The organism is Flavobacterium sp. XS2P24, from assembly GCF_030010285.1.
Classification (GTDB): Bacteria; Bacteroidota; Bacteroidia; order Flavobacteriales; family Flavobacteriaceae; genus Flavobacterium; species Flavobacterium algoritolerans.
The window spans coordinates 34,186-60,028 of sequence record NZ_JASCRU010000015.1; the positions used below are offsets into that span (position 1 = coordinate 34,186).

Genomic DNA, 25,843 nt, shown 5'->3' on the forward strand with positions numbered 1-25,843 from the left:
TAAAATTAGTTTGCAGAAACCAAAACTGTTTCTATATTTGCAACCGCTTACAACAAATAAGTGTTGTACTCAAAGGCTTCGGGGAGATACTCAAGCGGCCAACGAGGGCAGACTGTAAATCTGCTGTGTAAACTTCGCAGGTTCGAATCCTGCTCTCCCCACTAAAACGTTTCAAGCAATTGAAACGTTTTTTTTGCAAACAATTTAGCAGGTTCTCCCGAAGCTTCGGGACTGCTCTCCCCACTAAAACGTTTCAAGCAATTGAAACGTTTTTTTATTTACACTAATTGATACTTTTATATATTTAGGATATAGTTGATTCAAAAAAAATCCCATCTCATTTTTATCTGAGATGGGATTTTTAAAATATAATTTACAGCTTCTTTATTCTAAAATAAAACTCACTGTCACATTAGCCGTAATATTGATCTCTCCTACCGCTAACGTTTCTCTTGGAGCACTAGCATCACTACTTTCCATTGTTTTCATTGCTGCATACATCGGTTGCGGATAATAGGTTTGTGAATTATCAGATATGGTCATGGCACGCCCTACTTTTTGTCCTAATACGGAAACATAATCTTCGGCTTTCAATTTTGCATCCTTCATCGCTAATTTTCTAGCTTCGGATTGATATTGGGCTAATTTTGAAGATTGAAAAGTAACATTATCAATTCTATTAATTCCTTGGTCTACTAAGCCTTCCATCAATTCATCATATTTTGATAAATCTCTCAATAGAATTTCGATTGTTTGAGTGGCATTATAACTGTGTTTCTTTTTTTCATAATCGTATTGTGGATTCAATGAAACACGTTGTGTCTTATAATCTGCCGGCGCCAAGTTCATTTTTTTGATAAACTTTAGAACAGCATCTATCTTTTCATCATTTTGTTTTTTTACATCTTTGGCATTATTCCCTTTTGTTTCAACTGTTACTGCTATTGTAGCCTGATCCGGAATAACTTTTACTTTTCCTTCTCCACTTACATTTATTTGAGGAACTTGCTTAACTTCTTGTCCATAAGACATTGAAATAAATAGAACAGACAGAATTAATAGTGCTTTTTTCATTTTTATATAATTTAATTGTTTGTACTAATTCCTTTTCAAAAGTTGTGCCATTATAGTTTTCCCATTTTTTCCATCACGAAAAGAATGACTATTGGAATAGCTAATAATATCACCATTAAAGTATGATCTACTAACAATGTAGGTTCTTTTAGTAAAGTAATCAAATAACCTCCTACAGCGCCTCCAAAATGGGCAGTATGACCAATATTATCATTCTTAGCCTTCATTCCGTAAATGGAATACAATAAATAAAGGATTCCAAAAATGTATGCAGGCATTGGAATAACAAAAAAGATTCCCAACATCATGTCTGGCTGCAATAATATTGCCGAATATAAAACTCCCGTTACCGCTCCAGATGCTCCTACAGCCCTGTAACCATAATCATTTTTATGAAAAACCATCGTTAGTAAACTTCCAAAAATCAAACTCCCGAAATAAACCAATATAAATGAAAAATCACCCAAATAACTAATCACTACCGGAGTAAAAAACCAAAGTGTCAGCATATTAAAAATCAAATGGGTCATATCAGCATGAAGAAAACCAGAGGATAACATCCTAATTTGTTCTCCGGAACGAATACTTCCAACATGGAATTCATATTTTCTAAAAAAAGAAAGGTCATTAAACCCTTTGTAACTAATTAAAACATTTACTACAATTATTGCTATTAAAACGGTATTCATAAAGTATATTTATTGTGAATTGTAAAGATAGTCATTCTCAAATACCGATACAGTAAGCTGTCAAAATTTATATCAGTCTATATTTTTGGCTTATATTTGCAAGAAAAATAACGGCATGCAATTTCTTATTTTTATCTTAACTTTTCCGTTTTTATGGATTATTTCCATTCTCCCATTCCGGATTTTCTATTGGTTTTCTGACTTCATTTATCTAATTGTTTATTATATCATTGGCTACCGCAAAAAAACCGTAAAGGAAAATCTAGCTCTGGCATTACCTCATCTTAGTGACAAGGAACGTCTTGTAATCGAGAAAAAATCGTACCACCATTTGTGTGATATGTTTTTGGAAATGATTAAAACGATGACTATTTCAGCTGATGAGATGAATAAAAGATTTGTGGTTACCAATATCGAATTGGTAAAAGAATTCGAGAATAAAAACAAAAGCTCCGTTTTATTAGCCTCTCATTACGCGAGTTGGGAGTGGTTATTGTCTATCAACGAGAAAACAAAATTTAAAGGAATTGGTGTTTATAAAAAAATTGCCAATAAATACTTTGATAAACTAATACGAGACATTCGATCCAAATACAACGCTGAATTAGTAGAAACTAAAAAAGCGATTCCGTTGATGGCAGAAAACCAAAAAAATGGAATTCTCAGCATGTACGGACTTGCCAGTGATCAATCTCCTAAATTAAACAGAGCTTTTCATTGGGATAAATTCATGGGTGTAGAAGTTCCCGTTCATACAGGAGCCGAAATGCTTGCCAAAAAATACGATTTGACTGTTCTTTTTGTAAAAGTAAAAAAAGTAAAAAGAGGTTTTTATGAAGCTACTTTTGTTCCCATTACAGATAATCCCAGATCAATTCCTGATTTTGAAATTACCAACACCTTTTTACGAGAAGTAGAAAAACAAATTCTGGAAGCTCCTGAATATTATTTCTGGACGCATAAAAGATGGAAACACAGAAGATAATAATTAGTGTTTTTAGTAAAAATAAAAATCCCACATTATAAATGCTATTGTTTATAATGTGGGATTTTTTAGTTTATTAAAGCTTCAAATCTCTTATAAAGAAAACCAGTTTTTCACTAATTCATCTTCTAAAGGTTGTGCATTCTTATTTACAAACTCGTTTGTAGCCGAATTATAATCATAATCCAAAGCCCATGTTTTATGGTTTTCAGCCAATGCTTTTATTCCGTTACAAACAAATTCAATTTCAGCATTTGTAGTTGTAGGATGAATCGACATTCTAATCCAACCCGGTTTTCTGATTAAATCTCCAAGACTAATTTCATCAATTAATTTATGGGAGGTTTCCTGGTCTACGTGTAATAAAAAGTGACCGTAAGTTCCGGCACAACTGCAACCGCCACGAGTTTGGATTCCGAATTTATCATTCAGCAATTTTACGCCCAAGTTAAAATGCAAGTCTTCCACAAAGAAAGAAATCACTCCTAGCCTATCCTGATGCTGTCCTGCAAGGATTTTAATATTGGAAATAGTTCCTAATTCCGAGAAAATATAATCTACTATTTCGTGCTCTCTTTTTAGGATATTTTCAATTCCCATTTGTTCTTTCAACTGAACTGCCAATGCGGTTTTTATCACTTGAAGAAAACCCGGAGTACCACCATCTTCCCTATCTTCGATATTATCGATGTATTTGTGTTCTCCCCAAGGATTTGTCCAACTTACCGTACCACCACCCGGATTATCAGGAACTAAATTTTGATATAATTTTTTATTAAAGACCAAAACGCCACAAGTCCCAGGTCCGCCAAGGAATTTATGCGGTGAAAAGAAAATGGCATCCAAATAACTTTCGGCATCTTCAGGATGCATATCAATTTTTACATAAGGACCTGAACAAGCAAAGTCTACGAAACAAAGTCCGTTGTTTTGATGCATTATTTTTGCCACTTCATGATACGGAGTTCTAATTCCCGTAACATTCGAACACGATGTAATCGAAGCAATTTTAAAAGGTCTTTCTTTATATTTTTCCAATAATAATTCCAGATTTTCTATGCTGAACAATCCGTCTTCAGAAGAAGGAATAACCTCAACATCGGCAATAGTTTCTAGCCAAGACGTTTGATTAGAATGGTGTTCCATGTGCGAAATAAAAACAATTGGTTTCTTTTCGGCTGGAATAGTGATGAAATTTTTTAAGTTTTCGGGTACTTTTAAACCTAAGATTCGTTGGAATTTATTGACAACGCCGGTCATTCCAGTACCATCGGTAATTAAAACATCATCAGCACTTGCATTCACATGATGTTTAATAATGTGACGCGCCTGATGATACGCTTTAGTCATTGCAGTCCCGGAAACCGTAGTTTCAGTGTGCGTATTGGCCACAAAAGGACCAAATTGATTCATTAATTTTTCTTCAATAGGACGATACAAACGACCACTGGCTGTCCAATCCGTGTAAATAATTTGTTTATGACCGTAAGGAGATTCAAACCCTTGATCTATTCCGATTATGTTATCGCGAAACTGCTGAAAGTATTGCTCTAATTGTGTTGGCGCTTCTTTGGTAATCATTGTATGTTTTATTTGAGTTCAAAGATATTGATTTTTACTAAATAGTCTTTTTCAAATTTAGTGAATACTTATTTTTAAATAAATTTATAAACATGATCCAAATGTAAAGTAGCTGACAAAGTGTGATTTTGATTCGTTCTATATTTGATTAACGAATTAAAAAACATTTTAGCCATGAAAAAAATTGTTTTTACACTACCTATTTGCTTGCTTTTACTTTCTTGTGAAGTTGAAGGCGATTTGACCCGTGATGCTAAGTTAAGCACTCCAATTCCTGATAATACTCCTCCTGTGGCTACCGGTAATTTCATCCCAACCTCAGGAATTAAAGTTACCGGTTCTGCCAAAATTTATTTGAATGGAAATCAAAATGAAGTTCGATTGGAAGATTTCAGTGTTTCCAGTGGTCCTGATTTGAAAGTATACCTGTCTAAAAATGCAACCCCTACAGATTTTGTAAATCTGGGAAATTTGACATCTTCCACAGTGTATGCAATTCCAGCTCAGGTTAATGTTTCAGCCTATAAATATGTACTGATTCACTGCCAACAATACAGTCATCTTTTTGCAGTGGCACAATTATCTCAAAATTAAAATCTGATTTATGAAAAAACTACTGCTAATCATCGCTATTGGAATATGCTCTAACTCCTTTGCGCAAGGCTGCAGTGATGCCGGAATTTGTTCCATAGGAAACGGTTTTCAAACTACAGATAAGGAATTAAAAAACGGAATTGAAGTAGGAAGTATTTTTGGTGCAGGCGAAGCTGATGTCACTTATTTTTCACCTTACATCACTTATACTAGAACTATAAACGAACGATTGGCATTAAGTTCTAAAATCACATATTCCGTAGCCAGTGGAAGCTTTGGTCAACGAGGCGCTTTTGGTGATGCCTATTTGATAGGAAATTACAATTGGAAACCAAAAACAAATACACAATGGAGTTCACTTGTGGGTTTTAAAATACCTTTTACGAGTTCAAATCTTAAAATAAATGAGTTTTCTCTTCCTTTGGACTATCAATCCAGTTTGGGAACTTTTGATTTGATTGCAGGATTGAATCTTAACTATAAAAAATGGGATTTTAATACGGCAGTCCAAATTCCCGTTTTCAATAACAATAAAAACTCGTATTTCAAGGAGTTTTCTGATACGGATGATTTTCCTTCCACTAATTTATTCGAAAGAAAATCAGATGCTTTGTTTCGAACAACATATACGTTTCAAACCGCTAATAAAAAATTCACTTTTAAACCCAATGTATTATTCATTTATCATCTAGGAGAAGATAGTTTTGAAAATGCTTTTGGAAATAGAGAAACGATACAAAACTCTGATGGATTGACCATTAATGGAAATATAATTGGCGCGTATGCCATTAATACTAAAAACAGTATCGAATTATCTTTAGCCACACCGTTTGTAGTTCGAGAAGTTCGCCCAGACGGATTAACCAGGGAATTCACCGCAGGAATAATTTACAAAGTATCTTTTTAAAAAAGATAAATCAGAAATTTTACTTTCGAAAATACATAAAAAAATGCCCAAGAAATTTTCTTGGGCATTCTGCTTTTGATAATTATTTACGATTATAAATCAAATCCTAATGAGAATTGTAGCACTCTGTTCTGAGCTTTGCCTTCATCGTATAAATCTCCTAAACCTAAATGATAACGTACTCCAAAACTGATACCGGAATCCGTTTTAAATCCTCCTCCAAAGTTCATTCCCCAATCAAAATTATTAGGATCATATTCTTGTGAACCGCTAAAAAGTCCATCGTATTCTTCTTTGTGCGAAACTGCTAATCCAATTTGTGGTCCCGCTTCCAAAAAGAAATTTTCAGAAGGATAGGCTTTAAGCATTAATGGCAAGTTTATGTAATCTAATTTTTGGGTAAAAGTTCCACTGCTATTTGTTATTTCGTATCCTTGTTGCGAATACATTAATTCAGGTTGAATAGAAAAGCTTTCGCTAATAAAGGACTCGCCATAAACTCCTATATGAAAACCATGTCGTTGCTCCGTTTCTCCATCTCCGTCAAAACTTACGGCTGCTAAATTATAACCTCCTTTTATTCCTCCATTCGATTTAGGAATAGTATTGTCCTGTGCATTCATTGATGTTATTACACCAAAGAATAAAGCTATTGTTATCTGTTTTATTTTCATCTTTTTTGTTTTTGATTAATCAAATTCTACTTTTATTTCCCTCCATTGGCACGAAGATCTGCAATACATTGAGCATCTAATTGTGGAGCTGCACCGCCTGAAACCATATTAGAAATACCGCCTCCTGTTTCTGAAGACCAATACATTAAACATGTTTTTTCAATACAATGTTTTGGATGTTCTGCATCTTCGTGATTGCTTTGCAAGGCTGTACCAAGATTTGTCAACCCTAATATATGTCCAAATTCATGGGTAATTACTGTTGTTTCTAATAAACTTCTGTTTGGTTCAAATGGACTGTCACTCAAACTATGAATAGTTTGTTCGTAAATAACAAAAGAAGTATTTCTATAAGCCGTTCCAAGAATAACTGATGTATCAGTGTCTTTTGAAGATTTCCCATCTGTAAAAAAAGCCCAAACCGCTATTTGATCCGAAGTGTTGTATTTTGTTCTGTTTGCATCTTCAATACTTACAATCTCCTCATTCGTATAAGGCGAAACTCCTGGAGATGGTATGGAACGTTTTATAACACTAATGCCATTTGGTTTGTATGTTCTTGCTGTAAGAAAGTTTACAAAATTATTGATAGCAGTACTGCTTGGTTCAAAACCCGCTACATACACCACTTCAATAACCATACTTTTGAACTTTTTATCAGATAACAAATCGTTCGAGGAACTTCCCGTTTGCTGTTTATTCGTGTTGGGATTTACTGCAACTGGATTATCTAAAGGATCATCTTCTTTTGAACAGGATGCTACTGAGAGGAACAAACCAATCGTTAGTAGAGAAATTACTTTTTTCATTATTATCTTTATTATTAAGTTTCTTTATACAAGAACAGCTACACTATTTTAGGTAGCTGTTCTTACTAAACTGCCAACTTAAATTCAGCTATATTTGTTTCAATACTAATGTTACTGCTGCATTAGTAGAGCTTTGCAATGTGATTGTCGAAGCAGTAAAACTTGTTACTTTCCAAGTATTATTCAATAAAGTAAACGTAGCATTACCTGAAAAATTTAGTTTTAGAAAAACATCTAATTCCGTGCTTACCGCATAAGTTCCATTTACAGTTGTGTTCACTAAATTTACAGCAGTTATCGATAAATTATTTGCAAAATCAATCGTAAAATCTTTATAACTCGTTGCTGAATTTACTCCTGCATTTATATAGGAATCTACCTTAAACTTTCCGTTAACTAAAATAGTTTCCAACTTTTTTCCGTTTTGAATAGCTGCTGCTATCGCTGCTTCTGTTTTTAAAGATGCACTGATGGCTGCTTGCAATTCAGCGTCACTAGAAATCGTCATTTTTGTTCCGTCCGCAATTGTCACTGAAATTGGATAGTTTACTGAAAATAATTCCGTACTGCTTACATTAGACATATACGCATATAATTGTTGTTCGGATGTGATGACAACACTTCCTGTTTGTTGTAAACTTAAATTATACGTTAAAATTGTAATTGGGAAACTGATATTTACTGAAGAAATAGCATCTTGACTAGAAGCTTCTGCTGATGTACATGCATTAAGAATCGCATTATACTCTGTTTGATTATTAACAGTCACCTCTGTATAATTACTTAATTTAACTTTTAAAGGAAATTGTAATACAACAGTATCTTGATCATTGTTAAGCTGTCCAAAAATAGAAATAACTTGTTGGTAGTCTAATTGACTTAGAATAGAAACCTGAACACCGTTAACTTTTGCGGTAGCTGGCAATACAATAGAGGAACAAGATGCTCCATCCAAGAAATCATCAAATGAACCATCGTACATCGAAGTACGTTTCAGGTTAGTTGTTGTAGTTGAATTAGCCGAATTCGTATTTGGATTTTCTCCTTGTACGTCATCAATTTCGCTTTGGCATGATGTAAAACCTAAGATAGCCATCAATGCAATTCCTGTAACAATTTTTAATTTTTTCATAATTTTCAAATTTAATGTATTTTTATATTTACAAGCGATGTTTTTAGCGCCTTTCTATTAGTAAGACAACTACGCTTATTTTTACCCTACGGAAATTTTAAAAAAAATATAAAATTTTACAAATTAATTTATAAAATACTACAAATCAATAAATTAAAATTTAAAATATTTTTCATAAAAAAGCAATTATAATTTACACAACTGCTTTTTGAAAAAATAATTTACATTTACAACCTACAAAAAATGAATTAACACTCCATGAGCGACGAAAAAAGTACCCTTTGCGAAGAAAATCACTTTAGAGACTTTTACTTAAAGCACGTGCAATCAGCAAATAATTTTGCTTATTACAAATGTGGTGATGATGAAGCTGCATTAGATTTAGTACAAGATGCGTTTACCAAAATTTGGGAGAATTGCTCCAAAATTGACTTTAGTAAAGTCAAAACGTATTTGTTTACCAGCATTAATAATTTATTCCTGAATAATATAAAGCATCAAAAAGTGGTATTGAGGTATGCTAAAGATGCGCCTAACTTAGATACAAATAATCAAAGTCCCGAATATTTATTTGAAGAAGATGAATTCAAACAAAAACTAACAAAAGCAATCGCATCATTAAGCGAAGTGCAACGGGAAGTCTTTTTATTGAATCGAATAGAGGGAAAAAAGTACCGGGAAATAGCTGAATTACTCGATATTTCTCAAAAAACGGTAGAAAAAAGAATGTCTGGAGCACTCCAAATTTTAAAAGCCCAAATAGAAAATATATAATTAATCATTTAGCTGTAGGGTAATTTAAAAGTTAGTTGTCTTATAAACATAGAGATATAAAATGAAAAACGAAAAAGAGATATTAAAATGGTTCAATAATGAGCTTTCAAGCCAAGAAATTGAAGATTTAAAACAATCTGAAGATTTGCAAACACTTGAAAAGATTGCTCATTATGCATCACAACTGGAAGCTCCAAAAGTAGATGCACACGCTGCTTTGGAAGCTTTTAAGGCCCGAAACCATTCTAAAAAGAAAACAAAAGTAAGAACTTTAAACTTCAAAACATTTTATAGAGTAGCCGCAGTTCTTGCTGTCATGTTAACCTCTACTTATTTCTTGTTTTTTAATAACATTACCTCTTTTGAAACCCAAATAGCGCAAACAAAATCAGTAACGTTACCAGATAACTCTGAAGTAATATTAAACTCTGCTTCAAAATTAAGTTTTAACGAAAAAAAATGGGCTGACAAAAGAGCTTTAACGTTAGAAGGAGAAGCTTTTTTCAAAGTGCAGAAAGGGCAAATTTTTAGTGTAAACACAACTGCGGGAGTTGTTACCGTTTTAGGGACTCAATTTAACGTAAAAGAACGCAAAAACTATTTTGAAGTAAATTGTTACGAAGGTTTAGTGAGTGTAACATATAATAACGAAACCATTAAATTACCTCCCGGAAAAACCTTCCGAGTTATAAATGGAATTATCGAAAATGTTGAAGATTTTAACGCTCAAAATCCTTCGTGGATTCAACAAGAATCAAGCTTTAATAAGATTCCTTTAGATCAGGTTATTGCAGAATTTGAACGTCAATACGATATAAAAATTAAAGTGGAAGGTGTTGATACTTCAAAATTGTTTACGGGAAGTTTTACACATACTGATAAAGAAATAGCACTTCAAGCAGTAACAATTCCGCTTAAATTAAGTTACAAGATTCAAGGCAAAACCATTATATTTTACAACTATGGTGTTAAATAAATGGCTGATTTCTCTGTTACTTTGTATTGGGAGTATTTGTTACGGACAAAATACAACTAAAAAAACACCTTTAAGTGAGGTTATTGTTTCCCTCGAAAAACAATTTAATATTAAGTTTTCGTACGCAGTTGAAGATGTAGCCACAATTAAAATTGACAAACCAAATACTACTTTTACATTACAAGAAACAATTGATTATCTAAACTCAAAAACACTTTTAAACTTTAAAGCTTTAGACGATCGCTATGTTACCGTTTCGGTGCTAAACAAAACAATATCGGTTTGTGGAATTGTTTTATCCGATGAAAAGAAATCTCGTTTAGTTGGCGCTTCTGTACTGGTAAACAACATTGGAAGAAGCGCAATCACAGATGAAAATGGTAAATTTAGCTTCACGAATATTCCAATAAATGCAACGCTTACTGTTTCTTATGTGGGTTTTGAGTCCAGACAGTTTTCTGCTAAAGAATTGTTTTCTGCACAAAATAATTGCAAAGAAATTATCCTTTCCACAAAAAACGAAGAGCTGAATCAGGTTTTGATAAATGTTTATTTAACGCCCGGATTACAAAAATACCTGGATGGAAGCACCGTTTTAAACACTAAAAAATTCGGTATTCTTCCCGGATTAATCGAACCTGACATTTTGCAATCTGTTCAAGCGCTTCCCGGTGTGGAAAGCACTAATGAAAGCATTGCTAATATCAACGTGCGCGGCGGAACTAACGATCAGAATTTAGTGCTTTGGGACAATATCAAAATGTATCATTCCGGTCATTTCTTCGGGTTAATATCTGCTTACAATCCTAATCTTACCAACAAAGTTATCGTCAGTAAAAACGGAACAAGTGCTGAATACAGCGATGGCGTTTCCAGTACGATTAATATGTATACGAAAGATTTGGTGACCAATACCTTTTCTGGTGGCGCAGGAATTAACTCCATTAGCGCCGATGCTTTTTTAGAAATTCCAATAACTAAAAAATTAGAGTTACATATTTCAGGACGTCGTTCGATTACTGATTTATTTAAATCGCCTACGTATACAAAATATTTTGACCGTAGTTTTCAAGACACTGAAATCAATGCCGATAGCGATCAGCATGATACGTCTTCTGATTTCTACTTTTATGATTATACCGCTAAATTACTTTTTGATTTGAATGAAAAACATCAATTTAGAGTAAATATTATTGGTATCAATAACGCTTTGGATTATTCGGAACGTCTTACAAATTCAAACGAAACCCAATCCAAAACCAGTACTTTATCCCAGAAAAATATTGGTTATGGCGGAAACTGGAAAGCACAATGGAATTCAAAATTAAGCTCAAACTTCATTACTTACTTTTCCAGATACAATATTGATGCTAACGATTACAGGGTAGAAACGGATCAGCGCTTGACAGAAGCCAATGAAGTACAGGAAACTGGAGTGAAATTAAATACCTATTACAAAACAAATGACAACCTAAATTTCTTGTTTGGATACCAATTCAATGAAACGGGAATGTTAAACCAAACTACCGTTAGCGCTCCGTTTTATTCCAGTACTAAAAAAGATGTTTTATTAAATCACGCCTTATTTTCAGAAGTGGAATACAATAAAAACAATACGTATTTAAGAGTTGGAATGCGCTTAAATTATTTTCAAAAATTCGAAAAGCTTTTGGTCGAGCCAAGAATAAACATTCGACAAAAATTATCCGATCAATTTGCTTTAAAATTAGAAGGAGAATTCAAAAATCAATCTACTACGCAAATCGTGGATTTTGAAGATGATTTTTTAGGTGTCGAAAAAAGACGTTGGGTTTTAGTAAACGATAAAGATATTCCGATTGCGACGAGCAAACAAGGTTCTTTTGGTGTCGAATTCAATAAAAATAAACTAAATATTGAAGCTACAGGATTTTATAAGATAGTTGACGGCATCACAGCTTCTAATCAAGGTTTCTACAACAGCTTTCAGTTTAATAATGCGAATGGAAGTTACACCGCCAAAGGTTTTGAATTTTTAGCCAATAAAACAGCTCGTCAATACAGCGTTTGGGTAAGTTATACGTTTAGTACAAATGACTATGAATTTGATACTTTTACGCCTTCTACTTTTCCAAATAATGTAGATATAAGACATTCTGTATCGCTCGGTTTTTATTACGATATTCTTAAAAACCTAAAAATAGCGGTTGGTGGTATTTGGAGAAATGGTCAGCCGTATACAAAACCAATTGATGGGAATGAAACCGTTCAAAACGGGAATAATACCATGGTAAATTATGATTCACCAAACAGTGAAAACCTAGATAATTTCATGCGTTTAGATGCTTCTTTAAATTATAATTTCAATCTATCGGAATCTATTAAAGCTTCGTTTACTGCCGGAGTAATTAATGCTACCAATCAAGATAATGATATCAATCGTTATTATAAAGTCAATCCAAATAATTCTAATGATGCTATTCAAGTAGATAATAAATCGCTGGGCTTAAAGCCAAATGTAAGCTTTAGAGTAAATTTTTAATTTCAATTTTACTGTATTCTAAAAAACAAAACCCTTTCAAAATAGAATTCGAAAGGGTTTTGTTATATGAAGAAATACTATATTATATTCCGGCAATTGCTTTTATTTCGTCAATGATTCGTAATGCCAAAGCATCTGCTTTTTCCTGTGAAGCCGCTTCGGTATAAATACGAATAATAGGTTCAGTATTCGATTTTCTTAAATGAACCCAATTTTCAGCAAAATCAATTTTCACACCGTCAATGGTTGTAATATCTTCATTTTTGTATTTCTCCGTCATGGCAACTAGAATCGCATCCACATCAATTTGTGGCGTTAATTCGATTTTGTTTTTGCTCATATAATATTCCGGATACGAAGCACGTAAAGCAGAAACAGTCATTTTTTTGTTAGCTAAATGCGTTAAAAACAACGCCACTCCTACCAAACTATCACGTCCGTAATGCAGTTCCGGATAAATGATTCCACCGTTTCCTTCACCACCTATTACAGCATTATTCTTTTTCATCAATTCCACTACATTTACCTCTCCTACGGCACTGGCTTCATAGCTTCCGTTATGTAAGTTGGTCACATCACGCAATGCACGGGAAGACGACATATTCGAAACCGTATTTCCCGGTGTTTTACTCAATACATAATCGGCACAAGCCACCAAAGTATATTCTTCACCAAACATTTCACCGTCTTCGCAAATGAAAGCCAAACGATCCACATCAGGATCAACTACGATTCCTAAATCAGCTTTTTCTTTGACAACCAATTCTGAAATATCAGTCAAATGTTCTTTCAATGGTTCTGGATTATGAGGAAAATGTCCGTTTGGCTCACAGTATAATTCGACCACTTCAACGCCCATTAATTCCAGTAATCTTGGGATAATAATTCCACCTGAAGAGTTTACACCATCAACAACCACTTTAAATTTAGCTGCTTTTACTGCATCAACATCTACTAAAGGCAAGTTCAATACTTCATCAATATGAATATCCATGTATGCATCATTAATCATAATGGTTCCCAAATCATCCACATCCGAGAAATCGAAAGCTTCCGCTTCTGCAATTTCAAGAATTTTTAGTCCTTCTTCGCCATTCAGGAATTCTCCTTTTTCGTTCAATAATTTCAAAGCATTCCATTGTTTTGGATTGTGCGAAGCAGTAAGAATAATTCCACCTTCGGCTTTTTCTAACGGAACGGCCACTTCAACAGTTGGCGTTGTCGAAAGCCCCAAATCAATCACATCAATTCCTAAACCAATTAAAGTATTTACCACCAAATTGTGAATCATTGGTCCCGAAATACGGGCGTCACGACCTACAACAACAGTAATTTTTTCTTTTCCAATATATTTTTTCAACCAAGTTCCATACGCCGAAGCAAATTTAACTGCATCAACAGGTGTCAGGTTATCCCCAACTTTACCTCCTATTGTTCCACGAATTCCCGATATTGATTTTATTAAAGTCATTGATTATTATTTTAATTTTTGAATTATAAATTTTAAATTGCTCACAAATATAATAATTGACGGTTTATAAAAGTCATTTAGAATTCAAAATTCATCATTTAAATTCCTAAATTAGGCGAATGAATTTTCTAGCACACATCTATCTTTCCGGTGATAATGATTTAATCAAAATTGGTAATTTCATGGCCGATGGAATTCGGGGGAAACATTTTGAAAGTTATCCTTTAGACATTCAGAAAGGAATCATTTTACATCGCTCCATTGATACATTCACCGACGCTCATCCCATTTTTAGACAAAGCACCAAACGCCTTCATGAAAAATACCATCATTACGCAGGTGTAATTGTGGATGTTTTTTATGATCATTTTTTAGCTAAAAACTGGAATAAGTATTCCGATGAAAAATTAGAAGAATTTGTAGAACGCTTTTACCAATCATTACACGATAATCACAGTATTCTTTCGGAAAGAACTAAGGGAATGATGCCCTATATGATTGAACACAATTGGCTGGTGAGTTATCAAACAATCGAGGGAATCCATCGCATTTTGACGCAAATGGATCAACGAACCAAAAACGAATCTAAAATGCGGTTTGCTACCAATGAACTTTCTGAATTTTATTTAGAATTTGAAGAGGAATTCACCAATTTCTTTCAAGAATTAATCCTATTTTCGAATACTAAAATAATCACTTTATGAAAAAAATACTTTTTCTGCTTGCCTTTACCATTTTAGGTTGCAAATCGAATGAAAAAACGGTAGAACCAACTGGTTTAGTAACTTCAAAAGTTATGGTAGTATCCGCCCGTGAAGAAGCTTCACAGATTGGAGTGGAAATCATGAAAAAAGGTGGAAATGCTTTTGACGCGATGGTTGCCACGGAACTGGCATTAGCAGTTTCACATCCACAGGCAGGAAATATTGGCGGTGGTGGTTTTATGGTTTTCAGAAAAGCAAATGGTGAAACTGGAGCTATCGATTATAGAGAAAAAGCACCTTTAGCAGCCACAAAAGACATGTACTTGAATACAAAAGGAAATGTAATTGAAGGAAAAAGTACTGCAACGGCTTTGGCATCGGGAATTCCAGGTACGATTGCAGGAATATTTGAAGTCCACAAAAAATATGGCTCTTTACCCATCAATGAAATTCTGGAACCTGTAATTGCCTTGGCCGAAAGAGGTGTTGTTGTCACAAAATTTCAAGCCGAAAGTTTGGCTTATTACAGCGCTTCCTTTATCAAAAGCAATGGCAAGAATAGTTTGTTTTCTAGAGCATATAAAGAGAATGACACGATAAAATATACCGCATTAGCAGCAACATTAAAACGAATTGCCATAAACGGTCGGGACGAATTTTATAAAGGAGAAACAGCTCAAAAATTAGTTGCTTTTCTTGCCAAAAAAGGCGGAAATGCCACATTAGAAGATTTGAACAGTTATAATGCTAAATGGAGAACTCCAATTACTTTTCAGTATAAAAATTTAAAAATCACTTCTATGTCACCTCCAAGCAGTGGCGGAATTTGTCTGAATCAAATCATGAAAATGATAGAGCCATTCAACCTATCGCAAATGGGACACAACAGCGTAAAAACGATTCAAGTAATTACAGAAGCAGAACGAAGAGCGTATGCTGACAGGAATTATTTCTTGGGTGATCCAGATTTTGTAAAACTTCCAGTAAAAGAATTACTAAGTCCATCCTATTTAGAAAAAAGAATGAGTGATTTTTCATTCGATACAGCTTCAAAATCCTCGGATATTGCCCATGGAACAATCAAAGGATATGAAAGCAACCAAACTACGCATTATTCAATTGTGGATTCAAAAGGAAATGCAGTTTCGGCAACGACTACTTTAAATGATAATTATGGTTCTAAAATATATTGTGATGAATTGGGTTTCTTTTTGAATAATCAAATGGACGATTTTAGTGCCAAACCTGGTGTTCCTAATTTATACGGATTGACTGGAAGTGAAGCCAATAGTATTGCTCCCGGAAAAAGAATGTTGAGTTCCATGACACCAACGATTGTTGAAAAAGACAATAAACTGTTCATGGTTGTAGGTACGCCGGGAGGTTCCACCATTATCACATCGGTGTTGCAAACGATATTGAATGTGTATGAATTTGATATGAGTATGCAAGAAGCAGTAAATGCGCCACGTTTTCATCATCAGTGGCTACCGGATGAAATTACTTTTGAACCGAATTCATTTGATAAAGAATTATTAACTAATTTGAAGAAAAAAGGATATTTAATCAATGAAAAAAACAAAGAAATCATTGGTGAAGTTGATGCGATTTTGATGTTGCCAAATGGAAAATTGGAAGGTGGCGCAGACAAAAGAGGCGATAATAAAGCCGTTGGTTTTTAAATTTTACTATTCGAATGAAAAAAATTATTATTCTATTGAGTGTTCTTTCTATTGGTTGTAAAACCCAAAATGTAGTGGTTCAACCCACAGGACTTGTTGCTAATGAAGCAATGGTTGTTTCGGCACGTGAAGAAGCTTCAAAAATTGGAGTTGAAATCATGAAAAAAGGTGGCAATGCTTTTGATGCAATGGTGGCAACCGAATTGGCTTTGGCTGTTGCCTATCCGTTTGCAGGAAATCTTGGAGGTGGCGGTTTTATGGTGTATCGAAAAGCAAACGGAGAAACTGGTTCTTTAGATTATCGAGAAAAAGCACCATTGGCAGCTACAAAAGATTTGTTTCTGGACGAAAAAGGAAATGTCATTAAAGGAAAAAGCACAGAATCTCCTCTTGCCATAGGGGTTCCCGGAACAATTGCCGGTGTTTTTGCAGTTCATGAAAAATTGGGTTCCTTGCCTATCGAAGAAATTCTGAAACCAGTAATTGAGTTAGCAGAAAGAGGGGTTATTGTTACCAAAAAACAAGAAGATAGATTAGCTGCGTATCGCGACAAAATCATAAAAGTAAATGGCAATAAAACATTATTTGCAACTTCTTTCAAAGAAAATGATATCATCAAATATCCTGCGCTGGCAACTACCTTAAAAAGAATTTCAAAAAATGGCAGAGATGAATTTTACAAAGGAGAAACTGCTAAAATATTAGTCAAATACCTTCAGCAAAAAGGAGCGATAATCACTTTGGAAGATTTGAATAAATACGAAGCCAAATGGAGAACGCCGCTTACTTTTGGTTACAAAGATTTAAAGGTAATCTCTATGCCTCCACCCAGCAGTGGCGGAATATGCTTGGCTGAAATATTCAAAATGATAGCACCTTTCGACCTGACTAAAATGGGACATAACTCAACAGAAGCCATTCAAGTTATTGTAGAAGCTGAAAGAAGAGCCTATGCCGACAGAAGCTATTATTTGGGAGATCCAGATTTTGTGAAAATTCCTTTGAAAGCTTTAATGGCAGATGATTATTTGAAACAAAGAATGTCAAATTTTAGTTTTGAAAAAGCCACTTTATCATCGGAAATAAAAGAAGGAAAAGTAAATTATAATGAAAGTACAGAGACTACCCATTATTCGATTGTAGATCAGTTCGGCAATGCAGTTTCGTCAACTACAACATTAAACGACGGTTATGGTTCTAAATATTACTGTGATGAATTAGGCTTTTTCCTCAACAATGAAATGGATGATTTCAGTGCCAAACCGGGTGAACCGAATATGTTTGGATTAGTAGGAAATGAAGCCAATAGCATTGCACCGCAAAAAAGAATGTTGAGTTCCATGACACCAACAATTGTTGAGAAAAACGGAAAATTATTTATGGTTGTGGGTTCTCCCGGTGGTTCTACGATTATTACATCAGTATTACAAACAATATTAAATGTTTATGAGTATCATTTGAGTATGCAAGAAGCGGTAAATGCACCACGTTTTCACCACCAATGGTTACCGGATTTAATCACTTTCGAACCCAATACATTCGATACAAAAACCTTTGAAACCTTGAAATCAAAAGGATATCTTATCAATGAAAAAACAACACCAGTAATAGGAAAAGTTGATGCTATTTTGGTTTTACCAAATAAAAAACTCGAAGGTGGTGCTGATTTTAGAGGAGACGATAAAGCAGTTGGATTTTAATCTTTCGGCGGCGCTCAAGATAACGACAAATTTACTATTTATGAACTTTATATTTGCCTTAGAAACCGATTTTACAGCAAATAAAAATCCTGAAAATGCCTTTGCGATGGCAAAATACATGAAGAATAACTTTCCTTTTTTTGGAATAAAAACGGAAGAACGAAGACGTATTTTTAAGGAAATTTGGAAAGAAAACAAAAACGAGGTTTCAGCAAACGCAAGAGTAATAGCACTAGATCTATATTCAAAACCAGAACGGGAATTTCATTATTGTGCGATTGAAATTTTGATAAAAGAACTCAAGGGGAATTATATAAAAGAAGATATCCAACTTATTGAAAAATTGATACTAAATAATTCTTGGTGGGATAGCATTGATACGATTGCTAAGTACATTTTAGGAGAATATCTGTTGGAATTTCCCTTAGAAACCAAAAATGTAATAGAACGATTTTCAAGTTCAGAAAATATGTGGTTGAACCGAAGTGCTATTTTATTTCAATTGGGTTACAAACAAAAAACGAATGCTGATTTTTTATTCTCAGAATGTCTTAAACAAGCTCATTCTAAGGAGTTTTTCATTCAAAAAGCAATTGGTTGGGCGTTACGGGAATATGCAAAGTCAAATCCCGAAATTGTAAGGCAGTTTGTAGAAAACAGTAATTTAAAACCATTAAGTGTAAAAGAAGCGTTGAAAAATATTTGTTGAAATTAAAATAATAGTAGTTTTGCACCCCCTTTTAAAAAGTATCATGTTCAAAAAATATATTTCGAAATTAGAAACCATAATAGCTTTTGCACAATCCATGTTGACGCCCAAGCAATTTATATTTTTATCGGCGGTTTTGGTTGGTATTTCTGCAGCTTTTGCTGTTATCGTTTTAAAAACCTTTGCACACTGGGTATTTTCTTTTGCTACTTATGTCAGTGGAATTTTAAAATTGGGATTCATTAATAGTATCTTGCCGATAATTGGTATTTTGCTTACTGTTTTTGTTGTCAAAAGAGTTTTGGGAGGAACTATCCAAAAAGGAACATCACAAATTTTATATGCTGTTGCAAAAAAAGCGAGTATTATTCCAAAAAAACAAATGTATGCCCAAATCGTAACCAGTTCGTTAACTGTTGGTTTAGGCGGCTCTGCAGGTTTAGAAAGTCCTATTGTCATTACAGGAGCCGCGTTTGGTTCAAACTATGCACAAAAATATAAATTAAGTTATAAAGACCGAACGCTTCTCATAGGTTGCGGTGTTGCTGCGGGAATTGCCGCTGCTTTTAATGCGCCTATTGCCGGGGTTTTATTTGCTATCGAAGTACTATTGGTGGATGTGAGTATTGCAGCATTTACTCCCATTATGATTGCTGCTGCCACTGGTGCTTTGGTCTCTGTAATTGCATTAGATGAAGAAATTTTACTTTCGTTCAAACAGCAACAAAGTTTTGATTATCATAACATTGTTTTTTATATCCTTTTAGGTTTGTTTACCGGGTTTATTTCTGTTTATTATTCCCGAAATTTTCAGAGAGTAGAGCATTTTTTTGCAAGACTAAAATTATCACCTTATAAAAAAGCGTTGCTTGGTTCTTCGATTTTAGCCATTCTTATTTTTATTTTCCCAACGCTTTTTGGAGAAGGTTACGAAAGCATCAAAACATTATCAGACAATGATCCGGGGAAATTATTGGAAAACACATTATTCAGTGGTTTTCGAGACAATAGTTGGGCTTTATTGGTATTTGTAGGATTGACTATGATGCTGAAAGTTTTTGCAACAGGAATCACTTTAGGCAGCGGTGGAAACGGAGGGAATTTTGCTCCTTCGCTATTTTTGGGATCTTATGTTGGTTTCTTTTTTTCCAAATTTATAAATCTCACTGGACTTACTAAATTGCCTGTTAGTAATTTTACATTGGTTGGAATGGCGGGGATTTTAAGTGGTTTGTTTCATGCGCCTTTGACTGCAATATTCTTAATTGCAGAGATTACAGGTGGATATAACTTGATGATTCCTTTGATGATTGTGGCTTCCATTAGTTTTGCAATTTCAAAACGATTTGAAAAACATTCGATGGATGTTAAGAATTTAGCCAAAAAAGGCCATGCATTTACCAGCAATAAAGACACTAATATCCTTTCGACTTTAGAGACCACTTCTATTATACAAACCGACTATTTAACGGTTTCCCCTAATGAAAATTTAGAAAAACTCGTTGATCTCATTTCTCACTCCAACCAAGTGATATTTGCGGTAGTTGATACAGAACAAAACTTATTAGGTATTGTTCATTTTAATGATATTCGAGAAATAATATTTAATAATTACCGAGTTAAATACACTTTGGTTAGAGAAATAATGATAGAACCTGCAGAAATCATTTCTCCTGATGACAGCATGGAAATGGTCATGAATAAGTTTGAAAAATCAAAAAAAGCATTCTTACCCGTTCTCAAAGAAGGGAAATATTACGGTTTTATTTCCAAATCTGTTGCGCTTGAAGCTTATCGAACAAAACTAAAATCGATGACGATTGAATAATTTTAATATCGGATAGCGTTTAAATGTAAAATATCCGATAATAAGAAGTACCTTTGTGGTTATGTGGAAGATAGACGTAAACTATAGAGAAGAATTTCAAACAACTTTTGAAAGATTGTATGAAAAAAAGCAAGTTCTGCAAACCAGCAGACCATTGCCAAATATCGCCTTACATAAAATCAGGGAAAGCCTTTCCATTGAATGGACCTATAACTCTAATAGTATTGAAGGAAATACAATGAGCCTTCGAGAGACACAAATGGTTATTCAAGAAGGTATCACCATTAAAGGTAAATCGCTTAGAGAACATTTTGAAACTCACAACCATGATAAAGCCATTGACTACTTATATTCTATCGTAGATGACGATTACAATTTAAGGAGTATAGATATTTTATCTTTGCATGGTTTAGTTTTGCGTTCTATCGAAGATGACTTTGCAGGACGTATTCGTAATGGGGGTGTTCGCATTACAGGCGCTAATTTTACCCCACCAAATGCAAATAAAGTTCCGGATTTATTGGATGAATTGATTGATTTCATCAATACAAATCCTTTGCAGCTTAATGATATTGAGCTTGCAACCGTTTTTCATCATAAATTAGTTTGGATACATCCTTTCTTTGATGGAAATGGTCGCACGGTTCGGTTGGCAATGAATTTATTGTTGATGCGTTCTGGTTTTCCGCCTGCCATAATCTTGAAAAATGACAGGAAGAAATATTATGAAGCTCTTAACCAAGCTAATGGTGGTAATTATCAAAAATTAACCCTTTTGATGTGTCAATCTCTTGAAAGGACACTCAATATTTACATTAATGCTTTACCCGGAAATGACAAAGAATATGTAGCAATTTCAAATTTAGTTCAAGAACCTAATATGCCTTACGGTCAAGAATACATTAGTTTATTGGCTAGAACAGGAAAAATTGATGCTTACAAAGAAGCTAGAAACTGGCTAACGACCAGAGAAGCCGTTGAAGATTATATGGCAACCCGAAAAAGAAAACGCTAACTCTAATTAGCGTTTTTTTATACCCCTTTTTAACACAATCTTCTAAACTGTTCTATCGAAAGAATAAATCAAAATGGTAACTTTGCTTCCGACCATTCGGAATTTATATAAATAAGACATTTCAGTATAATTTTTTTTAACAGTTCAATAATTCAAAAATTTTTCTATTACATGATAATAAAAGCAATCATCGTTGATGATGATCTAAAATCCAGAGAACTCATTCATAGTTTTTGTAAAATCTACAGCGATGATAAAATTCAGATTTTAGACCTATGTAGTTCTGTTGATACGGCTATTATTTCTATCGAAACAAACAAACCTGATTTAGTTTTTTTAGATATTGATATGCCTGAAAAGAATGGTTTTGAATTGGTCAATCATTTCTCTACAATACCTTTTGAAATTGTTTTTGTAACAGGACACGCCAATCAATTTACTAAAGCGATTGAGATTAGTGCTTTAAATTACTTAATGAAACCAATTAATCCACTTAATATCAAATCAATTGTTGAGCGATTTGAAAACAAAATAGAGTTAGCCAATAGTATCAATCGGATTGAGGTTTTAAAAAACAATTTAAACGGCGACAAAAAATCCATTGTTTTTCCGAATAACGACGGTTTTAAAGTAGCATTGGTTTCGGATATTATTAGCTGTGAAACGGAAAACGGTAACGGAAAATGTAAAATTGAAACCATCAAAGAAACCATTGTAGTAACAAAATCATTAAAAGAAATGCTTCAATTGCTTCCTGAAACTGTTTTTTTGAAAGTCAGTGGCAGTGCAATAATCAATAAAAAAATGGTGGAATTTTATAACAGTAAAAATTTTAGTTTAAAAATGAACAATGGTTGTACCGTGAAAGTTTCTGAAAAATTTTACAACAAAACAGAATTAATGGATGCAATTTCGAATTAATTTTTTATTCCTTTTTTTATTTTTAAGCAGTTTCTTTTCGAATGCTCAATTCAAGCCTTCAAAAAATTATACCACTGCAGAGGGTTTGCCTAACAATGCCGTTCGATCACTATATTTAGATAAAAACGCTGATTTATGGATTGGTACTGAAAATGGAATTTCGAAATTAGAAAATGGTAGTTTTACCAATCTTATACTTCCAAATGCTATAACAAATAATAGTTGTTGGGATATTACTCAAGATGCAAACAGCGCAATGTGGTTTGCCAGTTATGGTGGTGGCGTTTACAAATTTGATGGTAGAAAATTTACGGTTTTCAACCATAAAAATGGTTTGCCAATTGATAGAACTCGAAAATTATTGACTCACAAAAACAATATTTACGTAGGTACAGAATTGGGTGTTGCCATTATCGATATCAAGACCAATAAACTTACAGTTCCAAAAGGGATTTTACCTCATTTCGGTGTTTTCTTAGTTTCTGATTTTTTTGTTTACAACAATGAAGTATATTTTTCAGCGATAAATGAAGGCCTTTTTAAAATCGTTTATAAAAATAATATTCCCGTAATCAAGCCGGTTTATAAATATCAATTTGCTTATAGTTTAGGATTTTACGACAATACCATTTTTAGCGGGAATAAAGGATTTGTGGACAGTTTCAAAATTCAAGATTTAATTTCAGGAAAAACAACTTCTAAAAAAATAGGGAAAACTATAGTTTGGGATTTTACAAAAGACAAAAATCTTACGTTTTATGCAGCAACTTGGGGCGTTTTTGATGTAAGTGGCGGACTTTATTCGATTGCCAATAATCAAATGATAAACATTTCAGAACAATACGGAATTGATTCCAAAAATTTGTTGAATGTTGTGTACAGCCCAAAAAAAGACATCCTTTATGTAGGCTCAAAAGACAAGGGAATTTACGAAATTCAATTGGACAAAACCATTGATTACAATCCGTTTGGGGACAAAACCATTGTTGACTTTGAAACTTTAGAAACTCAAAAAATACTACTTCATCAAGATGGAATTTCGTTTTTGGATGCTAAAAATTCTATTTCAAAAATAATTTCATTATCTGATTTTAAAAATGTTGAAATTGAATATATTAAAAATTCAAAACAAAGATTACCCACGCACGAGGATGGTTTTTATGAATTAAATTACAACATTCCAGCAACCGAAATCGAGTTTTATGAAATCCTAAAACATCAAGAATCATTATTGATTACCAGTAATATTGGTGTTTTCGAAATGAATTTTGAAGGTAAAATCATTAATTATTTTCCCATTCACAGTTACAAAATTGGGTTTACCAATGACAATCAATTCATAGAAACTATTCCGTATGCTGGCGTTCGGGTGTATGATGATGTGTATCGTTTGAAAGCCAAACACTTTTCGGAATTTGATAAAAATACGCCTTTGGATATAGTTGGAATTTTAAATACTACTGATAAAACCTATTTGATTTCGGTGTTTCAAGGACTGTTTGTGCATCAAAACAAGAAATTTCATTCGTTGTTAAAGGATAATATTTGGAAAGAAAGCAAACTAAAATTCATCACCAAAAACAAAAAAGGTAACCTAATCATCGCTTCAGAATTTGGTGCTGTTACCGTAATCGATGTTTCTAACTCATTTCGAATACTCAAAATAATTCCAAAAAATCAGATTATTGGGAATACCATAACCTTTCTTGAAAGTTACAAGGATTTTATTTTTATTGGAACCGAAAAAGGAATCAACATTTACAAAAACGGAATCATTCAATTATTCGATAAAGAGCAAGGATTCAAAGATGCTGCGATTAGCAGTTCGCATATTTTTGAGAACCAATTGTGGCTAGGCACAAAAAAAGGATTTTACACGATAAATTTAGATAAACTTACAGCAAATAAAAGCACTGTTTCTAGTATCGAAATCAGAGCAATTTCCATAAATTCTGTTCCTATAAATCAATCCCATTTTCGTTGGTTTTCTTATGCTTTTGACCAATTGGTTTGTGATTATGAGCACAATACTATTGCTGTAGATTTTGTCCCAAAAGGACATTCTTTCGCTAACAAATTAAAATTCAGATATCGATTAAACAAGACAAATCGTTGGAGTCCCTATTCAGAGAAACCTTTTGTTTACTTGTCTTATTTGCCCAATGATACCTATCATTTAGAAATTGAAGTTTTAGATTTGAATGCAGGGAAAACATTGCGTTTCGACATTTTAAAAATCAGTATTCAACCGCCTTTCTGGAAAACGGGATGGTTTGTGAGTTTAATTTTCATTATAGGGATTTTAAGTACAATGATTGTAATTTTATGGACAAAAAGAAAAGCTAAACAAAAATCTGAAAACGAAGCCATTACCGAAAAAATTATTGCGAAATCAAAACTTGAAGCATTATTGAGTCAGATGAATCCTCATTTTACATTCAATGCTCTGAATACGATACAAAATTTTGTCTTTAATAAAGACGCTCATAATTCCGCTATTTACATTAGTGAATTTGCAAGTTTGATGCGACAAACATTAAACAATTCGGCTAAACAAACCATCACAATCGAGGATGAAATCGAATATTTAGAGACTTATATTACTATAGAGAACCAACGCTTTGATAATCGCATTCAATATCAAATACTAGTTGATGACTCCATCAACAAAGCCCGTGCCGAAATCCCAACAATGTTGTTACAGCCGTTTGTAGAAAATATTTTCAAACACGCTTTTGATGAGGAATCTCTCCATCCTACTTTTAAAGTTGAATTTATCATCATTGATAAAAACATAATGCAAATCCTAATTTCCGACAACGGAAAAGGCGATACAAAAATAACAAAAACGCATATTTCTAAAGGTATTGCAATTGCCAAAGAACGCCTACACATTATGCAACCCAAAAATTTTGATCCCATAAAAATTAATTTTTCAGCAAACGGAACTGTTGTAAAAATCCTAATCCTAATTTAAGCTAAAAAAAATCATAGCATAGAATACCCGATTTATAGGACAGAAACCCCATATTACGTTTTGGGGTTTTTTATTGTTTTTTAGTTTTTTAGATTTGAATCTTAACAATCAAACAACAGA

General features: G+C 33.4%; 21 protein-coding genes and 1 tRNA gene. 15 read left to right on the forward strand and 7 right to left on the reverse strand.

What is annotated here, in order from left to right; translation table 11 throughout:
• The first annotated feature begins 80 nt into the window (after positions 1-80).
• Positions 81-161, forward strand: a tRNA-Tyr gene (locus QLS31_RS10810).
• Positions 162-384: 223 nt separating this feature from the next.
• Here QLS31_RS10810 and QLS31_RS10815 read toward each other — a convergent pair.
• Both QLS31_RS10815 and QLS31_RS10820 read right to left on the reverse strand, forming a co-directional pair.
• Complete coding sequence (locus QLS31_RS10815) at positions 385-1,074, reverse strand: SIMPL domain-containing protein (RefSeq protein ID WP_282718613.1); 690 nt, start codon at positions 1,072-1,074, stop codon at positions 385-387.
• Positions 1,075-1,124: 50 nt separating this feature from the next.
• Positions 1,125-1,763: a rhomboid family intramembrane serine protease gene (locus tag QLS31_RS10820; protein WP_282743868.1), complete on the reverse strand. Its 639-nt coding sequence runs from the start codon at positions 1,761-1,763 to the stop codon at positions 1,125-1,127.
• A gap of 115 nt (positions 1,764-1,878) precedes the next feature.
• On the opposite strand from QLS31_RS10820, the gene QLS31_RS10825 reads away from it, so the two are divergent.
• Positions 1,879-2,748: a lysophospholipid acyltransferase family protein gene (locus QLS31_RS10825; protein WP_282743869.1), complete on the forward strand. Its 870-nt coding sequence runs from the start codon at positions 1,879-1,881 to the stop codon at positions 2,746-2,748.
• Between the two features lie 93 nt (positions 2,749-2,841).
• On the opposite strand, the gene QLS31_RS10830 is transcribed toward QLS31_RS10825, so the two are convergent.
• The gene (locus QLS31_RS10830; RefSeq protein WP_282743870.1) at positions 2,842-4,329 is read right to left on the reverse strand and encodes an aminotransferase class V-fold PLP-dependent enzyme; all 1,488 of its coding nucleotides are present in this window, start codon (positions 4,327-4,329) and stop codon (positions 2,842-2,844) included.
• 174 nt (positions 4,330-4,503) lie between these two features.
• On the opposite strand from QLS31_RS10830, the gene QLS31_RS10835 reads away from it, so the two are divergent.
• Positions 4,504-4,923: a DM13 domain-containing protein gene (locus QLS31_RS10835; RefSeq protein ID WP_282743871.1), complete on the forward strand. Its 420-nt coding sequence runs from the start codon at positions 4,504-4,506 to the stop codon at positions 4,921-4,923.
• 10 nt (positions 4,924-4,933) lie between these two features.
• Positions 4,934-5,830: a hypothetical protein gene (locus QLS31_RS10840; RefSeq protein ID WP_282743872.1), complete on the forward strand. Its 897-nt coding sequence runs from the start codon at positions 4,934-4,936 to the stop codon at positions 5,828-5,830.
• A gap of 92 nt (positions 5,831-5,922) precedes the next feature.
• On the opposite strand, the gene QLS31_RS10845 is transcribed toward QLS31_RS10840, so the two are convergent.
• The 3 genes from QLS31_RS10845 to QLS31_RS10855 all read right to left on the reverse strand — a co-directional run bounded on the left by QLS31_RS10845 (position 5,923) and on the right by QLS31_RS10855 (position 8,445).
• On the reverse strand, positions 5,923-6,504 hold the full coding sequence (locus QLS31_RS10845; protein ID WP_282743874.1) for a porin family protein: 582 nt from the start codon (positions 6,502-6,504) through the stop codon (positions 5,923-5,925).
• A gap of 32 nt (positions 6,505-6,536) precedes the next feature.
• Positions 6,537-7,313: a membrane metalloprotease gene (locus tag QLS31_RS10850; RefSeq protein ID WP_099715340.1), complete on the reverse strand. Its 777-nt coding sequence runs from the start codon at positions 7,311-7,313 to the stop codon at positions 6,537-6,539.
• A gap of 88 nt (positions 7,314-7,401) precedes the next feature.
• Entirely contained in the window at positions 7,402-8,445 is a 1,044-nt protein-coding gene (locus QLS31_RS10855) for a hypothetical protein (RefSeq protein WP_282743875.1), read from the reverse strand.
• Positions 8,446-8,703: 258 nt separating this feature from the next.
• On the opposite strand from QLS31_RS10855, the gene QLS31_RS10860 reads away from it, so the two are divergent.
• From QLS31_RS10860 to QLS31_RS10870, 3 genes are all read left to right on the forward strand, one after another.
• Entirely contained in the window at positions 8,704-9,219 is a 516-nt protein-coding gene (locus QLS31_RS10860) for an RNA polymerase sigma-70 factor (RefSeq protein WP_282713392.1), read from the forward strand.
• 61 nt (positions 9,220-9,280) lie between these two features.
• Positions 9,281-10,195 carry a FecR domain-containing protein gene (locus QLS31_RS10865; protein ID WP_282743876.1) on the forward strand — a complete coding sequence of 305 codons (915 nt, stop codon included), beginning with the start codon at positions 9,281-9,283 and terminating at the stop codon, positions 10,193-10,195.
• Positions 10,182-12,716, forward strand: a complete 2,535-nt coding sequence (locus QLS31_RS10870; protein ID WP_282743878.1) for a carboxypeptidase-like regulatory domain-containing protein — start codon at positions 10,182-10,184, stop codon at positions 12,714-12,716. The genes QLS31_RS10865 and QLS31_RS10870 overlap by 14 nt, the downstream gene beginning before the upstream one ends.
• An 82-nt stretch (positions 12,717-12,798) precedes the next feature.
• Here QLS31_RS10870 and glmM read toward each other — a convergent pair whose 3' ends face one another.
• A complete protein-coding gene (gene glmM, locus QLS31_RS10875; RefSeq protein ID WP_282713395.1) occupies positions 12,799-14,187 on the reverse strand; it encodes a phosphoglucosamine mutase in 1,389 nt (462 codons plus the stop codon).
• Positions 14,188-14,306: 119 nt separating this feature from the next.
• Between glmM and QLS31_RS10880 the strand changes: the two genes are divergently transcribed.
• From QLS31_RS10880 to QLS31_RS10915, 8 genes are all read left to right on the forward strand, one after another.
• Positions 14,307-14,891: an acyl carrier protein phosphodiesterase gene (locus QLS31_RS10880; RefSeq protein ID WP_282743879.1), complete on the forward strand. Its 585-nt coding sequence runs from the start codon at positions 14,307-14,309 to the stop codon at positions 14,889-14,891.
• Positions 14,888-16,573 carry a gamma-glutamyltransferase gene (gene ggt / locus QLS31_RS10885; RefSeq protein WP_282743880.1) on the forward strand — a complete coding sequence of 562 codons (1,686 nt, stop codon included), beginning with the start codon at positions 14,888-14,890 and terminating at the stop codon, positions 16,571-16,573. Before QLS31_RS10880 ends, ggt (QLS31_RS10885) begins: the two co-directional genes overlap by 4 nt.
• Before the next feature lie 14 nt (positions 16,574-16,587).
• The gene (ggt, locus tag QLS31_RS10890; protein WP_282743881.1) at positions 16,588-18,273 is read left to right on the forward strand and encodes a gamma-glutamyltransferase; all 1,686 of its coding nucleotides are present in this window, start codon (positions 16,588-16,590) and stop codon (positions 18,271-18,273) included.
• 40 nt (positions 18,274-18,313) lie between these two features.
• Positions 18,314-18,982 (forward strand): DNA alkylation repair protein, encoded by a 669-nt coding sequence (locus tag QLS31_RS10895; protein WP_282743882.1) that lies wholly within the window; start codon positions 18,314-18,316, stop codon positions 18,980-18,982.
• A 43-nt stretch (positions 18,983-19,025) separates the two neighbouring features.
• Entirely contained in the window at positions 19,026-20,810 is a 1,785-nt protein-coding gene (locus QLS31_RS10900) for a chloride channel protein (RefSeq protein ID WP_282743883.1), read from the forward strand.
• Between the two features lie 61 nt (positions 20,811-20,871).
• The gene (locus tag QLS31_RS10905; RefSeq protein ID WP_282743884.1) at positions 20,872-21,825 is read left to right on the forward strand and encodes a Fic family protein; all 954 of its coding nucleotides are present in this window, start codon (positions 20,872-20,874) and stop codon (positions 21,823-21,825) included.
• 171 nt (positions 21,826-21,996) lie between these two features.
• Positions 21,997-22,746: a LytTR family DNA-binding domain-containing protein gene (locus QLS31_RS10910; RefSeq protein ID WP_282743885.1), complete on the forward strand. Its 750-nt coding sequence runs from the start codon at positions 21,997-21,999 to the stop codon at positions 22,744-22,746.
• A complete protein-coding gene (locus QLS31_RS10915; protein WP_282743886.1) occupies positions 22,730-25,723 on the forward strand; it encodes a histidine kinase in 2,994 nt (997 codons plus the stop codon). The genes QLS31_RS10910 and QLS31_RS10915 overlap by 17 nt, the downstream gene beginning before the upstream one ends.
• Positions 25,724-25,843 lie beyond the last annotated feature (120 nt).

Bases quoted from the DNA above. Each gene is read 5' to 3' on its own strand.
- QLS31_RS10815 (WP_282718613.1), bottom strand. From the start codon at position 1,074: ATGAAAAAAGCACTATTAATTCTGTCTGTTCTATTTATTTCAATGTCT.
- QLS31_RS10820 (WP_282743868.1), bottom strand. From the start codon at position 1,763: ATGAATACCGTTTTAATAGCAATAATTGTAGTAAATGTTTTAATTAGT.
- QLS31_RS10825 (WP_282743869.1), top strand. From the start codon at position 1,879: ATGCAATTTCTTATTTTTATCTTAACTTTTCCGTTTTTATGGATTATT.
- QLS31_RS10830 (WP_282743870.1), bottom strand. From the start codon at position 4,329: ATGATTACCAAAGAAGCGCCAACACAATTAGAGCAATACTTTCAGCAG.
- QLS31_RS10835 (WP_282743871.1), top strand. From the start codon at position 4,504: ATGAAAAAAATTGTTTTTACACTACCTATTTGCTTGCTTTTACTTTCT.
- QLS31_RS10840 (WP_282743872.1), top strand. From the start codon at position 4,934: ATGAAAAAACTACTGCTAATCATCGCTATTGGAATATGCTCTAACTCC.
- QLS31_RS10845 (WP_282743874.1), bottom strand. From the start codon at position 6,504: ATGAAAATAAAACAGATAACAATAGCTTTATTCTTTGGTGTAATAACA.
- QLS31_RS10850 (WP_099715340.1), bottom strand. From the start codon at position 7,313: ATGAAAAAAGTAATTTCTCTACTAACGATTGGTTTGTTCCTCTCAGTA.
- QLS31_RS10855 (WP_282743875.1), bottom strand. From the start codon at position 8,445: ATGAAAAAATTAAAAATTGTTACAGGAATTGCATTGATGGCTATCTTA.
- QLS31_RS10860 (WP_282713392.1), top strand. From the start codon at position 8,704: ATGAGCGACGAAAAAAGTACCCTTTGCGAAGAAAATCACTTTAGAGAC.
- QLS31_RS10865 (WP_282743876.1), top strand. From the start codon at position 9,281: ATGAAAAACGAAAAAGAGATATTAAAATGGTTCAATAATGAGCTTTCA.
- QLS31_RS10870 (WP_282743878.1), top strand. From the start codon at position 10,182: ATGGTGTTAAATAAATGGCTGATTTCTCTGTTACTTTGTATTGGGAGT.
- glmM (WP_282713395.1), bottom strand. From the start codon at position 14,187: ATGACTTTAATAAAATCAATATCGGGAATTCGTGGAACAATAGGAGGT.
- QLS31_RS10880 (WP_282743879.1), top strand. From the start codon at position 14,307: ATGAATTTTCTAGCACACATCTATCTTTCCGGTGATAATGATTTAATC.
- ggt (WP_282743880.1), top strand. From the start codon at position 14,888: ATGAAAAAAATACTTTTTCTGCTTGCCTTTACCATTTTAGGTTGCAAA.
- ggt (WP_282743881.1), top strand. From the start codon at position 16,588: ATGAAAAAAATTATTATTCTATTGAGTGTTCTTTCTATTGGTTGTAAA.
- QLS31_RS10895 (WP_282743882.1), top strand. From the start codon at position 18,314: ATGAACTTTATATTTGCCTTAGAAACCGATTTTACAGCAAATAAAAAT.
- QLS31_RS10900 (WP_282743883.1), top strand. From the start codon at position 19,026: ATGTTCAAAAAATATATTTCGAAATTAGAAACCATAATAGCTTTTGCA.
- QLS31_RS10905 (WP_282743884.1), top strand. From the start codon at position 20,872: ATGTGGAAGATAGACGTAAACTATAGAGAAGAATTTCAAACAACTTTT.
- QLS31_RS10910 (WP_282743885.1), top strand. From the start codon at position 21,997: ATGATAATAAAAGCAATCATCGTTGATGATGATCTAAAATCCAGAGAA.
- QLS31_RS10915 (WP_282743886.1), top strand. From the start codon at position 22,730: ATGCAATTTCGAATTAATTTTTTATTCCTTTTTTTATTTTTAAGCAGT.